This is a genomic window from Micromonospora sp. URMC 107 (assembly GCF_051386315.1).
Taxonomy (GTDB): Bacteria; Actinomycetota; Actinomycetes; order Mycobacteriales; family Micromonosporaceae; genus Micromonospora.
Genome location: NZ_JBPQTK010000026.1, coordinates 40,458 through 59,622 on the forward strand (window position 1 = coordinate 40,458; position 19,165 = coordinate 59,622).

Consider the following 19,165-nt stretch of genomic DNA (forward strand, 5'->3'; position numbering starts at 1 on the left):
CCGCCACCGGGCACGAGCAGTGCCACGCCTGCGGGCCCGCCGGCCTGCCGGGCGACGGCCTCGACGGGCCGTCCGACCAGACCAGCACGCAAACGCACCGCGCGCACCGCGACAGTCAGGCGCGGCCACCGCCGGTGTCCGGCGCGGCGTCCGGCGCGAGGTCGGCCGGGGCGAGGCCGAGCGCGGCGGCCAGCGCCGGGCCGCCGGCCGGGGTCAGCCGGAGCGACCGGTCGCCGCCCCGGGCAAGCCAGCCCGCGTCGAGGAACCGGCCGCACAGCGCCGCACCAAGCGCGCCGGCCAGGTGCGGGCGGCGCTCGGTCCAGTCCAGGCAGTCACGTACGAGGGGGCGGCGCGCGGACCGCAGCGGGTCTACGGGCACCCCCAACTCGTCCAGCCACTCCAGCCCGGCCGGGGTCAGCGCCAGCCCCCCGGCGTCGCCGAGCAGCCCACGCGCCAGCAGCCGGTCGCGCAGCAGCACCCCGAGGCGGCCGGCCAGGTGGTCGTAGCAGGTGCGGGCGTACGTCAGGGCGGCGCCGGCGCGGGCGGCGCGCAGCGAGCGGGCCGGCTCCGGCCGACCGGGCGCGTGGCCGGCGAGGTCCTCGACGAGTTGGGCGACCGAGGGACCGGCGAGCCGGAGGTAGCGGTGCCTGCCCTGCCGCTCCTCGACCAGCAGACCGCCCCGGACCAGGCGGGTGAGGTGGTCACTGGCCGTCGAGGGCGCCACGCCGGCGAGCCGGGCCAGCTCCCCGGCCGTCCACGCCCGGCCGTCGAGCAGGGCCAGGCAGATGGTGGCCCGGGTGTCGTCGGCGAGCAGGGTGGCGAGCCGGGCCAGGGCCCGGCCCCGCGTGGTGGCGGTGGTCACCGCCCCATGCTGACACGGGCACCTTCCGGCGCCCACCGCACGTCCGTCGAGTCTTTACAACGTTGTATCCAACGTTGTACAAACGGACACGCACCGATCCTGGTCGACATCTCTCGCACCTGAGGCAGGTCTGATGGGACATCTCCGCCGCGCCGGGGCGCTCGCCGCCGTCGCCGGTCTGGTCCTGGCCGCGACGGCGTCCGCGCCGGCCGCCGCCGCACCCGAGCCCCGCTACCGCAACCCCGTCTCGGCCGGGTTCGCCGACACCTTCGCCGACCCGGTGATCGTCCGTGGTGAGGACGGTTTCTGGTACGCGTACGGCACCACCGATCCGCTGCGCGAGGGCGAGGGGACGTTCCACCGGGTTCCCACCGCCCGCTCGGCCGACCTGGTCGACTGGACGTACGTCGGGGACGCCTTCGGCGCCGACCAGCGCCCGGCGTACGCGGCGCCCGGCGCCGGTTTCTGGGCCCCCGACGTGCGCCGGATCGGCGACCGCTGGGTCATGTACGTGACCGTCACCGACACGACCGTCTCCCCCGACGGCGGTGACTTCGCCGTCGGCGCGGCCACCGCGCCGACCCCGACCGGTCCGTGGACCTTCGCCGACGAGCCCGTGGTCGCGCCGCGGCCCGGCGGTGGCGGCGGCTGGCTGTGGACCATCGACCCGAGCCAGTTCACCGACGTCGACGGCCGCCACTACCTCTACCACGGCAGCTACTACGGCGGCATCTCGGTGACCGAGCTCTCCCCCGACGGGCTGCGCGCGGTCGGCACGCCCACCCCGGTCGCCATCGACAACAAGTTCGAGGGCAGCCACGTGGTGCGCCACGACGGCTGGTACTACCTGTTCGCCTCCACGGCCAACTGCTGCGCCGGCCCGGCCACCGGCTACTCCGTCCACGTCGGCCGCTCCCGCGACCCGCGCGGGCCGTTCGTCGACCGCGACGGCATCGCGCTGACCGCCTCCCGGGCCGGCGGCACGCCGGTGCTCACCCAGAACGGCAACCGGTGGATCGGCACCGGCCACAACGGCTTCCTCACCGACCTCTCCGGCCAGGACTGGATCGTCTACCACGCGATCGACCGGGCCGACCCGTACCTGGACGAGCCGTTCGGCATCAACGAGCGACCGATGCTGCTGGACCGCCTCGACTGGATCGACGGCTGGCCGACGGTGAACGCCGGCGCCGGTCCCTCCGGGGGCGCCCGGCCCGCACCGGTCACCACCGGGCGGATCGACGAGCGCTTCGACGCCGGGCTGGCCGGCTGGCGACGCGGCGCCGGGGACTGGCGGGTCGCCGACGGCCGGCTCACCGGCAGCGGCGCGCTGACCAGCCGTACGACCGTGGGCGGGGACGTGCGGGTGGAGGCCGACCTGAGGCTTCCCGCGACCGGGGCGGCCGGGGTCACGCTCGGCGACCGGGTCTCGGTGCGGGTGGACGCCGCCGCCGGCCGGCTGGTCGCCCGCGACGGCGCCCACACCGCGAGCGCGCCGCTGCCCGCCGGCTTCGACGCCGCGGCCGGGCACCACCTCGCCGTCGAGGTACGCGGCCGGCACCTGGTGGCCGAGCTGAGCCCGGCCCGGCTCGGCGACCAACTGGCGGTGGTGTCGCTGCGGCTGACGCGGCCGGTGGCCGGCCGGCTCACGCTCACCGCGACCGGCGGGGCCGCCGGGTTCGACAACGTCAGCGTCGCCCGGCTGCACCGACCGGTGCGGCAGGCGGCCCCCGAGCCGCGGGCGGGCCGCCTGTTGCCCGCGTTCTCCGACGAGTTCACCGGCGGGCTGGACCCGGCGTGGCGGTGGGTCCGGCAGGACCCTGCGGCCACCGTGTCCGGCGGGGCGCTGCGCTGGCCGGTGCAGGGCGCCGACCTGACCGGCACCGGCAACACCGCCGGCGTGCTGCTGCGCGACGCGCCCGGCGGCGACTACGTCGTGGAGACGAAGGTGACCCTGGACCTCGGCGAGGAGACCGTCCGCAACTACCAGCAGGCCGGGCTGGTCGCCTACGTCGACGACGACCGGTTCGCCCGGCTGGCGCAGGTCGCCATCTGGAACACCCGGCAGGTGGAGTACGGCTACGAGCTGCCCTTCGCCGGCCAGCCGGTCTACGGGGGCAACATCGTCGGCACCCCGGCGACCACCACCTGGCTGCGGCTGGCGCACCGGGTCGACCCGGAGACCGGCGAGCACGAGTTCCGCGCCGGCTCCAGCCGGGACGGGCGGAACTGGACGTGGGGCGGGGTGTGGACCTTCCCGGCCGACACCACCCCCCGGATCGGGCTGGTCGCGCACGGCGGCGCCGACCCGGCGGTCACCGCGCACTTCGACTACCTGCGCTTCCACCGCTGAACCCCCGCGATCGGGCCCCCGCCAGACCCGGCGGGGGCCCGATCGCGTCTCAGGCGCCCCGCGGCGGCCGGCCCGGCGCCCCCACCGGGTCGGCACCGCCGAGCGGGCTGACCGTGCGGGTCTGCCCGTCGTAGCTGCGCCCGGCGACGAAGGTGCCGTCGGGGCGGTCGACGCCCGCCACCGCGCGGGCCAGCCGGCGGTCGGCGTCGCGGAAGCGCAGCGCCAGGCTCAGGTGCGGCTGCCAGCGCCCCGGCGCGTGCCAGGGGCGCTGTCCGGGCGCCCCGGCGAGGACGTCCCAGACCGCGGCGTGCAGGGCGGTCAGCTCCGGCGACGGGTGCACCAGCCACACCAGCGGGGCGCTGCCGTCGAGCACCGCGATCCGGTCCAGCCGCACCGGCAGCGGCAACGCCGCGTCGAACAGGTCGACCAGCCGCCGCTGCGCGCCGGGCGGGAACCCGTCGACCGCGGCGAGGGTCAGGTGCGGCCGGTTCGTCGGGTGGGCGTTGCGCGCCAGGCTGGGCAGCCCCACCGCGGCCAGCCGCTCCCAGGCGCCGCGCAGCGCGGCCTCCAGGTCGGGCGAGCAGACCAGTTCGACCGTACGCACGCCGCCAGGCTAGCCCGCCGGGACACGGCGACGGGCGCCCGCCGGACCCGCCCCGGCGCGTGTTGTGCCGGTCGGCGAAACGGCGTCGCGGCGGTGATGAAAAGCTTGACGGCATGAGTTCCGCACCCGTACGGCACGACCCGCCCACCGAGCCCGGCCCCGACGCCCTCGACGACACGAGCGCCTTCGCGGACCTCGGGCTGCGCACCGAGTTGCTGGGCGCGCTGACCGCCCTGGGCTACGAGGAGCCCACCCCGATCCAGCGGGAGGCCATCCCGCCCCTGCTGGCCGGTCGGGACCTGCTGGGCCAGGCCGCGACGGGTACGGGCAAGACGGCCGCCTTCGCGCTGCCGCTGTTGCAGCGGATGCCCGACGACCGGCGCGGCGGCGCCCCGGTGGCGCTCGTGCTGGTGCCCACCCGCGAGCTCGCGGTGCAGGTCTCCGAGGCGTTCCACCGCTACGGCAAGGACCTGGGCGCGCGGGTGCTGCCGATCTACGGCGGGCAGCCGATCGGCCGGCAGCTGCGCGCCCTCGACCTCGGGGTGGACGTCGTGGTCGCCACCCCGGGCCGCGCGCTCGACCACATCGCCCGCGGCACGCTCGACCTGGGCTCGCTGGCCACGGTGGTGCTCGACGAGGCCGACGAGATGCTCGACATGGGCTTCGCCGAGGACATCGAGGCGATCCTGGAGCACGCGCCGGCACAGCGGCAGACGGTGCTCTTCTCGGCGACGATGCCGGCGCGCATCGACGGGCTGGCCCGCAAGCACCTGACCGACCCGGTACGCATCCTCATCGCCCGCGAACAGCAGGTGGCCGGCGAGGCGCCCCGGGTGCGGCAGAGCGCGTACATCGTCGCCCGGGCGCACAAGCCGGCGGCGCTGGGGCGGGTGCTGGACGTCGAGTCCCCCACCGCCGCGATCGTCTTCTGCCGCAGCCGCGAGGAGGTCGACCGGCTCACCGAGACCATGAACGGCCGGGGCTACCGGGCCGAGGCGCTGCACGGCGGGATGAGCCAGGAGCAGCGCGACCGGGTGATGGGCCGGCTGCGCACGGGCACCGCGGACCTGCTGGTGGCCACCGACGTGGCCGCCCGCGGCCTGGACGTCGAGCAGCTCACCCACGTGGTCAACTACGACGTCCCGTCGGCCCCCGAGTCGTACGTGCACCGCATCGGCCGGGTCGGTCGGGCCGGGCGGGAGGGCGTGGCGATCACCCTCGCCGAGCCGCGCGAGCACCGGATGCTCAAGACCATCGAGCGGGTCACCGGCCAGCGGATCGCCATCGACAAGATCCCGACGGTGGCGGACATGCGCACCCGGCGGTTGGAGCTGACCCAGGGCGCCCTGCGGGAGAGCCTGCTGGAGGACGACCTCGACCCGTACCGGGCGATCGTCGAGTCGTTGACCGACGAGTTCGACCTGGTGGAGGTGGCCCTCGCGGCGGTCAAGCTGGCGCACGAGGCGACGTCGCCCGGCTCGGACGACGAGGAGGAGATCCCCCAGGTCCCCGTCCGGGGCCCGCGCGAGGGGCGGCCCGAGACCGGCGGCCGGGGCGAGCGCCGGGGCGGCGCCCGGCCCCGCACCGGTGGCACCACCCAGGTCTTCATCGGGCTGGGCCGGCGCGCCGGGGTCCGGCCGCAGGACCTGGTGGGCGCGATCACCGGTGAGACCGGGGTCAGCGGCCGGGACATCGGCTCGATCGAGATCGCCGACCGGTTCTCGCTGGTGGAGGTGCCCCAGAGTGTCGCCGACGAGGTGATCGCCGGGTTGCGGGGCAGCACCATCAAGGGCCGCAAGGCGACCGTACGCCGGGACCGTGACGGCGACGGCGGCGGCGAGCACCGCTTCGACGGGGCCGACCGGCGCGAGCGCCGCGACCGCGACTTCGACCGGCGCGACCGCCGCTAGGACGGTGCGGGCACGGGGCCCTTCCGCACGCGCGGGAAGGGCCCCCGTGCCGCGCGCGAGGCGTCGACAGGGGGCCCTTCCGCACGCCTCAGGCGGCGGCCAGCGCCGGATCGGGGCGGGTGTCGGCGTCGGCCGGGCGCAGCGCCAGGGCGAGCACGTCGGCGACGTCGGCCAGGGTGTGCACGGTCAGCGCCTCCCGGACCTCGGCGGGCAGGTCGTCCAGGTCCGGCTCGTTGCGGGCCGGGATGATCACCTCGGTCAGGCCCGCCCGGTGGGCGGCGAGCAGCTTCTGCTTGACCCCGCCGATGGGCAGTACCCGGCCGGAGAGGGTCACCTCGCCGGTCATCCCGAACTCGGGCCGCACCGGCCGGCCGCTGGCCAGCGACGCCAGGGCGGTCACCATGGTGATGCCCGCGCTGGGGCCGTCCTTGGGCACCGCGCCCGCCGGCACGTGCAGGTGGATCCGCCGCCCGGCGAGGGCGTTCGGGTCCAGCCCGAGCCGGCGTCCGTTGGAGCGCAGGTACGACAGGGCGATGTGCGCCGACTCCTTCATGACGTCGCCGAGCTGGCCGGTCAGCGTCAGCCCCGGTTCGCCCTCCATGCTGGTGGCCTCGATGAAGAGCACGTCTCCCCCGGCTCCGGTGACCGCCAGGCCGGTGGCGACGCCGGGCACGGCCGTGCGTTCCGCCGACTCCGGGGTGAACTTCGGCCGCCCGAGGTAGGTGGCGAGGTTGCCGGTGTCGACGCGGACCGGTGCCGGGTCGGTCGCCAGGGCCACCGCGACCTTGCGGAGGATCTTCGCCAGGGAGCGTTCGAGCTGCCGTACGCCGGCCTCCCGGGTGTACTCGCCCGCGATCCGGGCTAGGGCGTCGTCGGCGACGGCGACCTCCTCGGCGGTGAGCCCGGCCCGCTCCCGCTGCCGGGGCAGCAGGTGGTCCCGGGCGATGGCGACCTTCTCCTCCTCCGTGTACCCGTCGAGGGTGACCAGCTCCATCCGGTCCAGCAGCGGGCCGGGGACGGCCTCCACCACGTTGGCGGTGGCCAGGAAGAGCACGTCGGACAGGTCGAGGTCGACCTCGAGGTAGTGGTCGCGGAAGGTGTGGTTCTGCGCCGGGTCGAGCACCTCGAGCAGGGCGGCGGCCGGGTCGCCGGAGTAGCCGACGGCGAGCTTGTCGACCTCGTCGAGGAGCACGACCGGGTTCATCGAGCCGGCCTCGCGCAGGGCGCGCACGATCCGGCCGGGCAGCGCGCCGACGTAGGTGCGCCGGTGGCCGCGGATCTCGGCCTCGTCGCGCACGCCGCCGAGGGAGACCCGCACGAAGTTGCGGCCGAGCGCGTGGGCGATCGACTCGCCGAGGCTGGTCTTGCCGACGCCGGGCGGGCCGGCGAGGGCGAGCACCGCGCCGGAGCCCCGGCCGCCGACGACGCCGAGGTTGCGCTCGGCCCGCCGGTTGCGCACGGCGAGGTACTCCAGGATGCGGTCCTTCACGTCGGCCAGGCCGGCGTGATCGGCGTCGAGCACGGCGCGGGCCGCGGCCAGGTCCGTGTTGTCCTCGGTACGGGTGCCCCACGGCATCTCCAGCACCGTGTCGAGCCAGGTCCGGATCCAGCCCGCCTCCGGGGAGGCGTCGCTGGCCCGCTCCAGCTTGCCGACCTCGCGCAGGGCCGCCTCGCGGACCTTGTCGGGCAGGTCGGCGGCCTCGACGCGGGCCCGGTAGTCGGCGGAGCCGTCCGGCTCGTCCTCGCCGAGTTCCTTGCGGATCGCGGAGAGCTGCTGACGGAGCAGGAACTCCCGCTGGGACTTCTCCAGTCCCTCGCGGACGTCGGTGCTGATCTGCTCGGCGATCTCCTGCTCGGCCAGGTGGTCCTTCACCCAGCCGACGAGCAGTTCCAGCCGGGCGGTGACGTCTCCGGCGGCGAGCAGCTCGGTCTTCTGGGCCAGGCTGAGCCAGGACACGTAGCCGGCCGAGTCGGCAAGCTCGGAGAGGTCGGTCATCCGCTCGATCGCGTCGATGACCTGCCAGGCCCCGCGCTGCTGGAGCACGGACGTCATGAGGGCGCGGTACTCGCGGGCGAGCTCGCGGGCGCGGCCGGCGGGAGCGGGTTCGTCGAGTTCGGTCGCCTCGACCCAGAGCGCCGCGCCGGGCCCGGGCACGCCCGAGCCGATCCGGGCGCGGGACAGGCCGCGCACCACGGCGGCCGGTTCGCCGCTGGGCAGCCGGCCGACCTTCTCGATGGTGGCGACCGCGCCGACGGGGCCGTACTCGCCGTCGAGGCGGGGCACGGCGAGCAGCTTGCCCTCGCCGGTGGCGCGGGCCGCGTCGACGGCGGCCTGGGTGGTCGGGTCGAGGGTCACCGGGATCACCATGCCGGGCAGGAGCACGGCGTCGGTCAGGGGAAGTACCGGGAGAGTTGCCATCGAACACCTGCTATCGCGTTGAGTTGAGCGTGTCCAACTCAAGTAACAAAGCGTTCCCCTTGTTCCGGGTTGTGACCCAGGCCACTCGGTGCCGCCGCGCCGCGCGTCGGGCGCAGCAGCTCACGGGCCAGTCCGGCGCCCCCGGCCGCCGCCACGGCGAGCGGGATCGCCAGGCAGGTCAGCGCCAGCGCGGCGACGGTCCAGCCCGGCAGGCCGGCCAGCGCGGCCACGCCGGTCAGCACGGCGAAGACGACGAGCTTGCGCCGGGCGCGGGCGATCGGGATCGCGACGGGCATCGGGGTTTCTCCCTCCGTACGGGATCAGAGCAGGACGAGCAGGGCGGCGCCGACGGCCGCCGCCGGGACGGTGGTGACGACGGTGGCGAGCGCCGCCGAATGCCGGCGCAGCGCGGCGAGCGGGATCAGCGCGTCGCCGTCCTGGCTGATCGCGTTGGCGACCAGCGTGGGCAGCGGCAGGCCGCCGCTGACGTACAGGCCGGTGAAGACGATCTGCACCGCGCAGCCGGGGATGAGGCCGATGCCCGCGCCGACCAGCACGCCGACGAGCCCGGTGAGGGCGAGCTGCGAGCCGTCGAAGCCGGTCGTCGTGGTCACCACCTGCCAGCCCAGGTACGCCACGGCGACCCAGACGGTGACGAAGGACGCCTCGTGCGCACTGTGCCGCAGCGTCTCCCGCAGCGACCGGGGCTGCGCCGTCTCCAGGCTGTCGTCGGCCAGCCGCCCCCGCCCGGCGGCGAAGATCAGCGCCGCGGTCAGCGAGCCGAGCACCCCTAGCGCCAGGTACGGGTCGACGCCCCCGAGGGACCGCGTCAGCGCGCCCGGGTCGACCAGTTGGAAGACCACCGGCACCGACACCGCGAACGCCGGCGTGGTCAGCCCCCAGAACGCCGTGGACGCCGGCACGCGGGGCAGCAGCCCGCCGGGCAGCCGCCGCGACCCGGCCAGGTCCGGCCCGCCCGCGGCGGCCAGGCCGACCGGCGCGGGCGCGGCGGCGACCCGGCGGTCGGCCGCGCGGGCCGGGTCGATGCCGAGCGCGTCGACGACGTACCCGGTCACCAGGCCGACCGCGAAGAGCAGCGCGTGGATCTGGAGGGCGAACACCGGGTTCCAGGCCAGCACCACCCACGACGAGTCCCCCATGGTGGCCGCCAGGGCGGCGACCACGGTGCCGAAGGAGACCTTCCCCCGGGCGTACAGCGGCATCAGGATGATCGCCCCGCCGCAGCCGGGGCTGACGCCGAGCAGGGCGCCGACCAGCGGACCGAGCCGGGGCCGGCTGGTGAGCCCGTCGGTGACCCGGTCGCCGTAGCGCCAGCGCAGCCAGCCGAAGAGGGCCACCATGACGGCGACGTAGACACCCACCTGCATGAACGCGTCCGCGAGCGGGCGGAGCACGAGTTCGGTCACGGCACACCTCCTGCGGGTACGGGGCCGCCGGGGCCGCCCGCCGCTCGCGGACGGCCCGGCGCGACGACGTCAGGTGAGCTTGCTCTTGACCTTGTTGACGGCGCCCTTGGCGAGGCCCGGGTTCGTGCCGTAGAGCCGCGGGTCGCCGGGCGGCAGGACCGGCTCGGGCGCGTGCGCGCGCGGGCTGTGGTCGTAGCGGAACTCGCCCTTGCCGTCGGGTGCCGGCCCGGACGCCCAGCGTCCCTCCGACGCGTCGGTGCCCGGCGAGAAGTCCAGGTACGTGTAGCTGAACTTCTCGGTGAACTCCTTGGAGTCGGGGAACGCGTCCGGCACCGGCATCTCCTCCAGGCCGTCCTCCTTGAGCTGCTCGATGGCCGCCATCCACATGTTCTGGTGCATGGTGTCGCGGGCCAGCAGGAAGCGCAGCATGTTCTTGACCCCGGGGTCGTCGGTCATGTTGAACAGCCGGGCCACCTGGAGCCGGCCCTGCGCCTCGGCGGTGACGTTGAGCTGGAAGTCGGCCATCAGGTTGCCGCTGGCGGTGATGAAGGCGCCGTTCCAGGGCACGCCGTTGCTGTCGGCCGGCAGGGCGCCGCCGCCGCCGTGGATGAAGTGCGCCGGGTTGGACCCGCCGTAGATCGCCCCCACCATCGGGTTGTCGGCGGCGGCCTCCTGCAACGACAGCGGCGCGTTCTCCAGCAGCCGGGTGATCATCGTGGCGATCATCTCGACGTGGCCCATCTCCTCGGTGCCGACGTCGAGGAACAGGTCCTTGTACTTGCCTGGCAGGCGGCAGTTCCAGCCCTGGTAGAGGTACTGGTTGGCGACGGTCATCTCGCCCCACTTGCCGCCCAGGATCTCCTGGAGCCGGCGGGCGAACGCGGCGTCCGGGCCGTCCGGCTTGGCCTCGAACTGCAGGTCCTTGATGTGGCTGAACACGTGTCCTCCTCGGTGCCGGTCGGGCTGTCACCGAGGCGGTTCCCGCGACGGGCGGCCCCATCGGGCCAACCGGCGGCCCGGCGGGGTCAACCTGTCGCCGGGGACGCGGGCAGCACCACCTCGATGGCCACCCCGCGCGGTCGAAGCCGGTGCAGGCGCAGGCGTCCCCCGTCGGCGGCGAGCAGCCGCCGGACGATCCACAGCCCGAGCCCGGAGGGCCCGGCGGCGGGAGCGGGCCGGCAGAGCGCCTCGACGAGGGTGGGGTCGATCCGCCCCTCGTCGGTGACGACGATGCGCAGACCGGAGCGGCCGAGCGCGGCGTGGATGCCGATCCGGCCCTCGGCCGGACCGTGCCGCAGCGCGTTCTCCACCAGGTTGGTCACCACCTGCCGGGTCCGGCGCCGCGGCACCGGGCACGCCCCGGCCCGCCGGGTCACCCCGGTCAGCCGCCGGTGCGGGGGCACCAGGGCCGCCGCGCCGCGCAGGACCTCCGCCAGCGGCGCCGCCGGGTCCGCCGCCGGCGCGAGGGCCCCGGTGCCGGCGGCCGCGTCGCGCAGCAGGCCCTGCAGGTGTACGGCCTGCTCGTGGGCCAGCGCGGTGATGGCACGCCGGTCGTCGCCGGTGAGCGGGAGCCGGTCGTCGGCGAGCGCCCGGGTGAGCGAGGTGAGGGCACTGACCGGGGTGCGGAACTCGTGGCAGAGCACGCGCAGCAGCAGTTCCGGGTCGGTGTCCAGGGCCGCCGGGTCGGCCGGACCGGGTTCGGGCCCCGCCCACCGGAGCACCCGCAGCGGTCCCCGCCCCCCGTGCCGTCCGCGCATCCGCCCGACCTCCCTCGTTCGGCCCACGGCCGCATGATCGGTACCCGCTCGGGAACGGACCAGACATGCCCGCTCCCCCCGTCGTCCGGCTGGCCGTCGTGGACGACCACCCGCTGTTCGTCCGCGGGCTGGAACTGCTGCTGCCGGCCACGACCGACGGGCGGGCGGAGGTGGTGGGCTCCACCGGCGACGCGTCGGCCGCCGCCTCGTTGGTCAGCCGCTGCCTGCCCGACCTGGCGCTGGTCGACCTGCACATGCCGCCGCCGGGCGGGATCCGGGCGGTGGCGGCGATCCGGCGCACCACGCCCCGGGTGCGGGTGGTGGCGATGTCGGGCGCGGAGGACCCGGCTCCCGCCCTGGAGGCGCTGCGCGCCGGCGCCGAGGGGTACCTGCCGAAGACCGCCGAGCCGGAGGAGCTGCTGCCCCCGCTGCTGGCCGTCCTCGACGGCTGGGCGGTGCTGCCGGGGCACCTGCTGCGCGCGCTGCTGCGTCCCGGCCGGGCGGCCCCGGTCGACCTCGACGACGAGGAACGGGCCATGCTGCGGGCCATCGCGGCGGGCCGCAGCACCCTCGAGATCGCCGAACGGATGCACGTCTCGGAACGCACCGTGAAGCGGATGACGGCCGCGCTGCTGCGGAAGTTGCGGGTCTCCACCCGGGCCGAGGCGGCGGCGCTCGCCGGCCACGCCGGTCTGCTCGGTGACTGAACCCGGGCTTTGCGCCGAGCCGTTTTCCCGCGATAACGCGACCTGTCGAAATGAGGACGACGCGCATTGTTGCGGATTCGCCGTGGGATACGTCAAACTTTGACCACACCCCGCCCCACACAGGGAGTAATTGACGATGGCGAGAAAAGTAATCACGGTCTTGACCGACGACCTCGACGGCGGAAAGGCCGACCGGACCGTCGAGTTCAGTCTGGACGGGGTGGCCTACACCATCGACGTCTCCGACGAGAACGCGGGCGTGCTGCGTAAGGCCCTCGACCCGTACATCAACGCTGGCCGGCGGATCGGTCGCGGATCCGTCGACACCGGGCGGGCGCCCCGCCGGGCGGGCACGCCGGGCGGTTCGGGAATGGACCGGGAGCAGAACCGGGCCATCCGGGAATGGGCCACCAAGAACGGCTACAAGATTTCCGAGCGTGGCCGCATCCCGGTCGAGGTCGTCGAGGCGTACAAGAACCGCTGACCGGCACCGGGCTCACGCTCGGGCTCGTGCGGGGTCACGCTGAGGAATCAGCGCGGCCCCGCCGGTCTTTTCCCATGACCGTCCATTCGCACGACCGGCACCCGGTCGCGGGCACATTCTCGGCCCGACCCATTCGCCGCTTCGGCCATCGGCGCCTCGCAAGACCGCCGGTCGACAACCGGCCGCCCTCGCCCCGCGGGCGTGATCGTCGCCACGATCAGACCGCCGCGACCGGGTTCGTCGCACTTCCCGAGCGTAATGAGCGACAGCTTTGTCGGGCATTACCGGTACCGATCTCGGGGATGGCGGACGACGCACCGGTGGCGCCAGACGGCCGGCGGCTTGCCCCGCACCTTGTGGTGCCTCTGGACGGCCACGCTGATCAACCGGCTGGGCGGTTTCGTCGCCATCCACCTCGGCGTCCACCTGGTGTCGGTCGGGCCGGCGGGGCGCGTCGGGCACGCGGGCGCTGCGGGCGGTCGGGTGCCGAGGCGGGGCTGGTCAGTCCGCGCAGAGGTGGGCGAACGCGAAGCCGTCCGTCATCTCGTCCTGCCGGGACTCCAGCCGCCGGATCTCGGCCAGCAACTCGTCCCGGGGCGTCAGCACCGGCTCGGCCGCGTCCAGCGCGCGCATCCGCTCGCCGACGGCCACCGCCGCCAGGTCCTCGGCCAGCCGCCCCGGATTCACCCCCGCGGAGACGCGCCGCTCGTGCACCGTCACCCGCTCCACGAGGCAGGCGCCGGGACGCACCTGCACCCAGCTCCACCCCTCGGCCGGCCCGCCGGCCCAGCGCACGTGCAACCCGCGCACGATCGGGTCGACCAGCCGCCGCGCCACGTACGCCTCGACGGCGGCGGCCCGGGCCAGGGCACCGAGGTCGTTGACGTGACCGGTGCGCCCGTCGGGCAGCCGGCCGAGAATGTCGCGGAAGCCGACCGGGGGCACGCCGGCGTCGTCGGGCTCCCCCGCGCCGAGGGCCGCGTACCCCCGCGCGTCGATCACGTACGCCACGATCCGGCACCCGTGGGCATCGGCGCGCAGCGTCGGCGACCCGATCCGCAGCACCGCCAGACCGACCGCCTCGGCGACCGCGTTCTTCAGCCGCTCGACCCGCTGCCCGGCGGAGCCGGGGGGCGCGACGGGACCGATCTCGACGGCGAACACCGGCCGGGCCGTGTCGGCGGCACAGACGACGAGGTCGTAGCCCTCCCGCAGGGCCGTGCTCCACTGGCTGCCGGTGACGCCCGGCGGACGCCCGTGCACCAACTCGCCGAGCCGGCGGGGGCCGTGCACGAGCTGGCCGCCCCGGGCGAGCAGCGGGCCGCGCCCGCCGTCGCCGGCAACCGCCCGCAGCCAGGAGCCGTCCCCACCACCGGTGCTCGTCATCCGCCTGACCCGTCCGTCCCGCCGCCGATCGGAGGCCGACTCGTCGGCCGGGGCGAGTCTAGGCCGTCGATCATGACCGGCTCGGTGGCGGTGCCCCTCGGGCCGTACCGGAGGAATTCGTTTGAGGCCCCCCGCCCGCGCCGGTGGGATGGGCGGGTGAGCGTCTTCCTGAGCACCCCGCGGCTGGTGCTGCGCGAGTTCACCCCCGACGACGCCGACCTGCTCGTCGAGCTGGACGGCGACCCCGAGGTGATGCGGTACCTCACCGGCGGGCGCCCCACTCCGCCCGAGGTCGTCCGGGAGCGTGTCCTGCCCCGGATCCTCGCCCACTACCGGCGTCCGCCCGGGCTGGGGTGGTGGGCGGCGCTGGGCCGGGAGTCGGACGACTTCCTGGGCTGGTTCGAGTTCCGCCCGACCCGTGACGGCGACGCCCGGGAGGTGGAGCTGGGCTACCGGCTGCGCCGGGCCGCCTGGGGGGTCGGTCTCGCCACCGAGGGCTGCCGGGCGTTGATCGACAAGGGCTTCACCGAGCTCGGCGTGCAGCGGGTCACCGCGAACACGATGACCGTCAACGCCGCCTCGCGTCGGGTCATGGCGAAGGCCGGGCTGCGGCTCGTGCGGACGTACGTCGGAGACTGGCCGGACATGATCGACGGCGCGGAGCACGGCGAGGTGGAGTATGCGCTGACCCGGCAGCGCTGGCTGCGCCCCACCACCGACTAGCCGCCCACGGGCCCGCGCCGGGCTACTCCGCGCCCATCACCAGGCCCTCGATGGTGTGCTTCTGCCGGATCGGCGTCAGGGCGTCGACCACCGGGCAGGACAGGTGCGCGCGCACCTGCTCGGGCAGGCTCTCCCAGTACCCCCGGGTGACCGCCATGTCGTGGTGGTCGGCGTTGCCCGCTCCCGGCGCGTCGACACCGAGCACCAGCACCGGTCGGGACAGGGCGGAGACGTTCGGCGTGCCGCGGTGGATGGTCAGCGCGGAGCGGGCGGAGATGTCGCCGCGCTGCGGGTACTTGCGGACCGCCCGTTGTTCGTAGCGGGGGTAGCGCTCCCTGGGCGGGAACATCTGGTGGTCGAAGTCCCGCCCGTCGTCCCACTGGGTGCCCGGGGCGATCTCGAACGGGCCCATCTCCTCCACCGTGTCCACGGTGGTCAGGTTGAAGGCCAGCGAGGTCAGCCGCCGCTGCCGGCGGGTGTCCTCCGGCATCGGGAAGTCCCGGTGCCACGGCTGCATGACCGCGCCGGGGAACGGGATGTCGAATCCGAGCTCGACGATCTGGTAGTCGGGACCGAGCACGGCCCGGCACACCGAGGCCACCCAGGGGTGGGTCACCAGGTCGACGAACCCGCGCAACTGCTCGGGGTGGATCTCCACGTACCACCGTTGCGGGCCGCGGCCGACCGCGCCGTCGGGGCGGGAGCGGGCCTCCCGGAACGCGGCGTCGACGTCCTCGCCGACGCGCTCCACCCAGTCCACGGCGAAGGCGCCCCGGCACGCGGTGATGCCGTCACGGTAGAGGTCGCCGAGCGCCTCCAGGGGGACCTCCTCCTCGACGGGGGCGGCGGGCTGGTCGGCGCGCGGCGCGGGCGCGGGCGCGGGCGCGGTGGAGTGGGACCTCATCGAACCTCCTGACGGGACCAGCCGAGTATTACAACGTTGTAGAGACGTCGCAAGGGTCGCCCGGGCCGCGACCCGCGCCACGGGTCGGGGCATGATCGACCCGTGCGCCGGCGGTCGGCGCACGGAACCGGGGAGGTGCGCGGGGTGCGGGTCGTGTCGCTGGTGCCGTCGCTGACCGAGGCCGTCGCCCTGACCCAGCCGGGTCTGCTGGTCGGCGCCACGGACTGGTGCACCCACCCCGCCGGGCTCGACGTCGCGCGGGTCGGCGGAAGCAAGTACCCCGACCTGGACCGGGTGCTCGCGCTGCGGCCCGACCTGGTCCTGCTCAACGTCGAGGAGAACCGCCGGGAGGACGCCGAGGCGCTGGCCGCCGCCGGCGTGCCGGTGCGGGTGACCTACCCGCGTACCGTCGACGAGGCGCTGACCGAGCTGGCGCACCTGCTCCGCGACCTGGGCGCCCCGGCCGAACCCGACTGGCTCGCCGCGGCCCGCCGGGCGTGGTCCGGGCTGCCCACGGCCCGGCCGTCCCGCCGGGCGGTGGTGCCGGTCTGGCGACGGCCGTGGGTGGTGCTCGGCGCCGACACCTTCGCCGGCGACGTGCTGCGCCGGCTCGGCGTGACCAACGTGTACGCCGACGACGTCGAGCGCTATCCCCGGCCGACCCTCGACGAGCTGCGCGCCCGCGCGCCGGAGCTGGTCGTGCTGCCCGACGAGCCGTACCGCTTCACCGCCGACGACGGGCCGGAGGCGTTCCCCGGCACCCCCTGCGCGCTGCTCTCCGGCAGGCACCTGACCTGGTACGGCCCGTCGCTCGCCGAAGCACCCGCCGTGCTCTCCGCCCAGCTCGCCGACCCGGTGGTTCGGGCGGGCTGAGCGCCGGGGCCCGGCCGCGACCGGTGGACGCGCGGTCAGCCGCCCGCGCGCCGGCGCCGCTCCCGACGGGCGTCGAACACGCTCCACCCGATCGCGATCGACAGCGTCAGCACCACCACCGCGAGGGTCAACCAGACCGGCAGCTTCCCGACCGGCGTCTCGGCCAGGATCAGCTTCGCCCCGGCGAAGGCCAGCAGCACGGCCAGCCCGTACCGCAGGTAGCCGAAGTGCCGCAGCAGCCCGGCCAGGCAGAAGTACAGGCTGCGCAGGCCGAGCACGGCGAACGCGGTCGCCGTCCAGACGAGGAACGTGTCGGTGGTGATGGCCAGGATGGCCGCCACCGAGTCGATCGCGAAGACCACGTCGGTGGCCTCGATGGCGACCAGCGCCACCAGCAGTAGCGTGGCCCGGCGCCGGCCGCCGACCCGGACGGTGAACCGGCCGCCGTGGTAGCCGGGCTCCGTGGGCACCAGCCGCCGGAACGCCCGGACCGCGACGTTGCGGTCGGGGTCGACGTCCGGCTCGCCGCGTACCGCGAGTCGCCACCCCGTCCAGATCAGGAAGGCGCCGAGCACGACGCCGGCCCAGGCCAGCCGCTCCAGCAGCTCCGCGCCGGCGAAGATGAAGGCCAGCCGGAAGGTGAGCGCGCCGACGACCCCCCAGAAGAGCACCTTGTGCTGGTACGCGGCGGGCACCCGGAAGTACCCGAACAGCAGCGCGAAGACGAAGACGTTGTCGACGGAGAGCGCCTTCTCCAGCAGGTAGCCGGAGAAGTACGCCACGGCCGGCTCGCCGCCCCGCCAGAGCCAGATCACCAGGCCGAAGGTGAGCCCCGCCGCGATCCAGATGCCGCTCCACAGCAGCGCCTCGCGCAGTTCGATCACGTGGTTGTCGCGGTGGGAGAGCATGTCCACCGCGAGCATGACGGCGATGACCGCGCCCACCGCCGCCCAGGCCCAGAGGGGTGCCGCGAACGTCGCCTCGTCCACCCGGCGTCCTCCGCATCCCCCGACGGCGGCTGCGCTCCCGACGCGCGGCACGGCCGGCGCGGGTGCGCCCGGCGGCCTGCGGCGCGGGCCCCTCCGGCGACCCGGCGGCGGGCCCGCAGCGCGTCCGATCCCGAGCCTAGGCGAGCCGCCCACCGGCCGACGGCCGACCGGCCAAGTCGGTGCCGCCGGCCGGCCGGCGCGCACGGATGTCGGGCGGACGGCCGTACGGGCGTCAGGCCACCGGGGTGCTCCGGGCCGCGTCCAGGTCGACGAGCGCGGTGTCGTCGGCGTCGTAGGCGAGGGTGCTGATCACCCGGACCACGCCGCTGACCTGCCCGGCCAGCCGGCCCGCCAGCTCGACGGCGCTGCGCCGGTCCAACCGGCCGTCGAGCGTCACCTCGCCGTCGCGCACTCGGACCGTGACCAGCCCGTCCCGTACCGCGAGCACCCGGCGCAGCACCTCCTGCACCACGTCCTCGCGGATCTCGGCGTCGCTGCGCAGGTGCACCCGCAGCAGGTCGCCGCGCGTGACGATGCCGACGAGCCGGCCCAGGTCGTCGAGCACCGGCAGCCGCTTGACCGACTCCTGGTCCATCTGTCGGGCGGCGGCGGAGATCGTCGCCTCCGGCCAGGTGGTCACCGGCGGGGCGGTCATCAGGTCACGCGCCAGCAGGGCGTCGGCCTTCTCCCGGGCGGCGCGGCGCCGCCGCCCCTCGAAGACCCGCCGCTCGTCCGGACGGCCGGCCCGCTCGACCTTGTGCAGCAGATCCGACTCGGACACCACGCCGAGGACCCGACGGAAGCCGTCCACCACGGGCACCCCGCTGATGCCCCGCCGGACCAACGCGTCGACGATCTCCCGGTAGGGGGTCTCCTCCCCCACCGTCGCGACCTCCCGGGTCATCACGTCGCCCACCTGCCATGTCCTCATCACGACCTCCCTGTCGTTCCCACCCGCGACGCTACGGCCGCGGCGGCCCGCCGGGTCAGGGCCGCCGGACCGGGCCAGGAGGGGTCCAAGGTCCCGGTCCGGTAGGGCCCGGTCGGCCCTGCCCGCCGGCCGCCGGTGGGCGTCCAATGGAGATGCCACCGGGAAAGCGCGGTGCGAGGCACACGAAGGGACGTGGAGAGAATGGCCGCGACGATCGAGCGCACCACCACCAGGACCGACGCTCCGGTCGCGGAGACCCGGCACGTCGGCGAGACCACCAGGGAGCGGGCAGCCCGGTACGTCTTCGCCGGCATCCGGATCGCCCTCGGGTGGACCTTCCTCTGGGCGTTCCTGGACAAGGTCTTCGGTCTGGGGTTCGCCACCGAGGCGAAGAACGCCTGGATCAACGGCGGCAGCCCGACCAAGGGCTTCCTGACCTTCGGCGCGGCGGGTCCGTTCGCGGACTTCTACCACGGCATCGCCGGGGCCGCCTGGGCCGACGTGCTCTTCATGGTCGGCCTGGCCGCGATCGGCGTCGCGCTGCTGCTCGGCATCGGGATGCGCCTGGCCGCCGTCGCCGGCGCGGTGCTCTACGTGATGATGTGGACGGTCGTCCTGCCTCCCGAGAACAACCCCTTCATGGACGACCACCTGCTCAACGCGGCACTGCTGGTCGGGCTCGCACTGGTCAACGCCGGCGCGACCCTCGGCCTGGGCGCGACGTGGGCCAGGCTCCCGATCGTGCGCCGCTTCCCCTGGCTGCGGTGACCGGGCGCGGCACCTACCCACCAGCGGGCGTCACCACCGGTGCCCCCCGCTTCCGCGTGCCCGCCCCG

The 19,165-nt window shown here is 75.2% G+C and carries 18 protein-coding genes; 7 read left to right on the top strand and 11 right to left on the bottom strand.

Annotation, left to right across the window (positions count from 1 at the left end):
* Positions 1–115: 115 nt before the first annotated feature.
* The gene (locus tag ACSNN9_RS09025) at positions 116–862 is read right to left on the bottom strand and encodes an ArsR/SmtB family transcription factor (RefSeq protein WP_436672461.1); all 747 of its coding nucleotides are present in this window, start codon (positions 860–862) and stop codon (positions 116–118) included.
* A 133-nt stretch (positions 863–995) separates the two neighbouring features.
* Between ACSNN9_RS09025 and ACSNN9_RS09030 the strand changes: the two genes are divergently transcribed.
* On the top strand, positions 996–3,215 hold the full coding sequence (locus ACSNN9_RS09030; RefSeq protein ID WP_436672463.1) for a family 43 glycosylhydrolase: 2,220 nt from the start codon (positions 996–998) through the stop codon (positions 3,213–3,215).
* A gap of 49 nt (positions 3,216–3,264) precedes the next feature.
* Here the strand turns inward: ACSNN9_RS09030 and ACSNN9_RS09035 are convergent, their stop codons facing one another.
* Complete coding sequence (locus ACSNN9_RS09035) at positions 3,265–3,819, bottom strand: 2'-5' RNA ligase family protein (protein ID WP_436672464.1); 555 nt, start codon at positions 3,817–3,819, stop codon at positions 3,265–3,267.
* Between the two features lie 113 nt (positions 3,820–3,932).
* Here ACSNN9_RS09035 and ACSNN9_RS09040 point away from each other — a divergent pair, with 113 nt between their 5' ends.
* Positions 3,933–5,729, top strand: a complete 1,797-nt coding sequence (locus tag ACSNN9_RS09040; RefSeq protein WP_436672465.1) for a DEAD/DEAH box helicase — start codon at positions 3,933–3,935, stop codon at positions 5,727–5,729.
* An 88-nt stretch (positions 5,730–5,817) separates the two neighbouring features.
* Here ACSNN9_RS09040 and lon read toward each other — a convergent pair whose 3' ends face one another.
* The 5 genes from lon to ACSNN9_RS09065 form a co-directional block, all read right to left on the bottom strand.
* The gene (gene lon / locus ACSNN9_RS09045) at positions 5,818–8,148 is read right to left on the bottom strand and encodes an endopeptidase La (RefSeq protein ID WP_436672467.1); all 2,331 of its coding nucleotides are present in this window, start codon (positions 8,146–8,148) and stop codon (positions 5,818–5,820) included.
* Positions 8,149–8,186: 38 nt separating this feature from the next.
* Complete coding sequence (locus ACSNN9_RS09050) at positions 8,187–8,444, bottom strand: hypothetical protein (protein WP_436672469.1); 258 nt, start codon at positions 8,442–8,444, stop codon at positions 8,187–8,189.
* 24 nt (positions 8,445–8,468) lie between these two features.
* Positions 8,469–9,575: a putative manganese transporter gene (locus ACSNN9_RS09055; RefSeq protein WP_436672471.1), complete on the bottom strand. Its 1,107-nt coding sequence runs from the start codon at positions 9,573–9,575 to the stop codon at positions 8,469–8,471.
* A gap of 69 nt (positions 9,576–9,644) precedes the next feature.
* Positions 9,645–10,514: a manganese catalase family protein gene (locus tag ACSNN9_RS09060; RefSeq protein WP_357882513.1), complete on the bottom strand. Its 870-nt coding sequence runs from the start codon at positions 10,512–10,514 to the stop codon at positions 9,645–9,647.
* Positions 10,515–10,600: 86 nt separating this feature from the next.
* Entirely contained in the window at positions 10,601–11,332 is a 732-nt protein-coding gene (locus ACSNN9_RS09065) for a sensor histidine kinase (protein ID WP_436672473.1), read from the bottom strand.
* 65 nt (positions 11,333–11,397) lie between these two features.
* On the opposite strand from ACSNN9_RS09065, the gene ACSNN9_RS09070 reads away from it, so the two are divergent.
* Positions 11,398–12,039, top strand: a complete 642-nt coding sequence (locus tag ACSNN9_RS09070; RefSeq protein WP_436672474.1) for a response regulator transcription factor — start codon at positions 11,398–11,400, stop codon at positions 12,037–12,039.
* Between the two features lie 136 nt (positions 12,040–12,175).
* Positions 12,176–12,523, top strand: coding sequence for a histone-like nucleoid-structuring protein Lsr2 (locus tag ACSNN9_RS09075; RefSeq protein ID WP_350927678.1), 348 nt, complete (start codon positions 12,176–12,178; stop codon positions 12,521–12,523).
* 501 nt (positions 12,524–13,024) lie between these two features.
* On the opposite strand, the gene ACSNN9_RS09080 is transcribed toward ACSNN9_RS09075, so the two are convergent.
* Complete coding sequence (locus ACSNN9_RS09080) at positions 13,025–13,909, bottom strand: hypothetical protein (RefSeq protein WP_436672476.1); 885 nt, start codon at positions 13,907–13,909, stop codon at positions 13,025–13,027.
* Between the two features lie 156 nt (positions 13,910–14,065).
* Between ACSNN9_RS09080 and ACSNN9_RS09085 the strand changes: the two genes are divergently transcribed.
* Positions 14,066–14,632 (top strand): GNAT family N-acetyltransferase, encoded by a 567-nt coding sequence (locus tag ACSNN9_RS09085; RefSeq protein WP_436672477.1) that lies wholly within the window; start codon positions 14,066–14,068, stop codon positions 14,630–14,632.
* A 22-nt stretch (positions 14,633–14,654) separates the two neighbouring features.
* Here the strand turns inward: ACSNN9_RS09085 and ACSNN9_RS09090 are convergent, their stop codons facing one another.
* Positions 14,655–15,536, bottom strand: a complete 882-nt coding sequence (locus tag ACSNN9_RS09090) for a phytanoyl-CoA dioxygenase family protein (RefSeq protein ID WP_436672479.1) — start codon at positions 15,534–15,536, stop codon at positions 14,655–14,657.
* 144 nt (positions 15,537–15,680) lie between these two features.
* Here ACSNN9_RS09090 and ACSNN9_RS09095 point away from each other — a divergent pair, with 144 nt between their 5' ends.
* Complete coding sequence (locus ACSNN9_RS09095; RefSeq protein WP_436672480.1) at positions 15,681–16,409, top strand: helical backbone metal receptor; 729 nt, start codon at positions 15,681–15,683, stop codon at positions 16,407–16,409.
* Positions 16,410–16,444: 35 nt separating this feature from the next.
* Here ACSNN9_RS09095 and ACSNN9_RS09100 read toward each other — a convergent pair whose 3' ends face one another.
* Together ACSNN9_RS09100 and ACSNN9_RS09105 are read right to left on the bottom strand one after the other, a co-directional pair.
* Positions 16,445–17,332 carry a TerC family protein gene (locus tag ACSNN9_RS09100; RefSeq protein ID WP_436672485.1) on the bottom strand — a complete coding sequence of 296 codons (888 nt, stop codon included), beginning with the start codon at positions 17,330–17,332 and terminating at the stop codon, positions 16,445–16,447.
* 298 nt (positions 17,333–17,630) lie between these two features.
* Positions 17,631–18,329 (bottom strand): CBS domain-containing protein, encoded by a 699-nt coding sequence (locus ACSNN9_RS09105; protein ID WP_436672482.1) that lies wholly within the window; start codon positions 18,327–18,329, stop codon positions 17,631–17,633.
* A gap of 201 nt (positions 18,330–18,530) precedes the next feature.
* Between ACSNN9_RS09105 and ACSNN9_RS09110 the strand changes: the two genes are divergently transcribed.
* On the top strand, positions 18,531–19,097 hold the full coding sequence (locus tag ACSNN9_RS09110; protein WP_436672483.1) for a hypothetical protein: 567 nt from the start codon (positions 18,531–18,533) through the stop codon (positions 19,095–19,097).
* The last annotated feature ends 68 nt before the right edge of the window (positions 19,098–19,165 follow it).

Bases quoted from the DNA above. Each gene is read 5' to 3' on its own strand.
- ACSNN9_RS09030 (WP_436672463.1), top strand. From the start codon at position 996: ATGGGACATCTCCGCCGCGCCGGGGCGCTCGCCGCCGTCGCCGGTCTG.
- ACSNN9_RS09040 (WP_436672465.1), top strand. From the start codon at position 3,933: ATGAGTTCCGCACCCGTACGGCACGACCCGCCCACCGAGCCCGGCCCC.
- lon (WP_436672467.1), bottom strand. From the start codon at position 8,148: ATGGCAACTCTCCCGGTACTTCCCCTGACCGACGCCGTGCTCCTGCCC.
- ACSNN9_RS09050 (WP_436672469.1), bottom strand. From the start codon at position 8,444: ATGCCCGTCGCGATCCCGATCGCCCGCGCCCGGCGCAAGCTCGTCGTC.
- ACSNN9_RS09065 (WP_436672473.1), bottom strand. From the start codon at position 11,332: ATGCGCGGACGGCACGGGGGGCGGGGACCGCTGCGGGTGCTCCGGTGG.
- ACSNN9_RS09070 (WP_436672474.1), top strand. From the start codon at position 11,398: ATGCCCGCTCCCCCCGTCGTCCGGCTGGCCGTCGTGGACGACCACCCG.
- ACSNN9_RS09075 (WP_350927678.1), top strand. From the start codon at position 12,176: ATGGCGAGAAAAGTAATCACGGTCTTGACCGACGACCTCGACGGCGGA.
- ACSNN9_RS09080 (WP_436672476.1), bottom strand. From the start codon at position 13,909: ATGACGAGCACCGGTGGTGGGGACGGCTCCTGGCTGCGGGCGGTTGCC.
- ACSNN9_RS09090 (WP_436672479.1), bottom strand. From the start codon at position 15,536: ATGAGGTCCCACTCCACCGCGCCCGCGCCCGCGCCCGCGCCGCGCGCC.
- ACSNN9_RS09100 (WP_436672485.1), bottom strand. From the start codon at position 17,332: ATGCTCGCGGTGGACATGCTCTCCCACCGCGACAACCACGTGATCGAA.
- ACSNN9_RS09105 (WP_436672482.1), bottom strand. From the start codon at position 18,329: ATGAGGACATGGCAGGTGGGCGACGTGATGACCCGGGAGGTCGCGACG.
- ACSNN9_RS09110 (WP_436672483.1), top strand. From the start codon at position 18,531: ATGGCCGCGACGATCGAGCGCACCACCACCAGGACCGACGCTCCGGTC.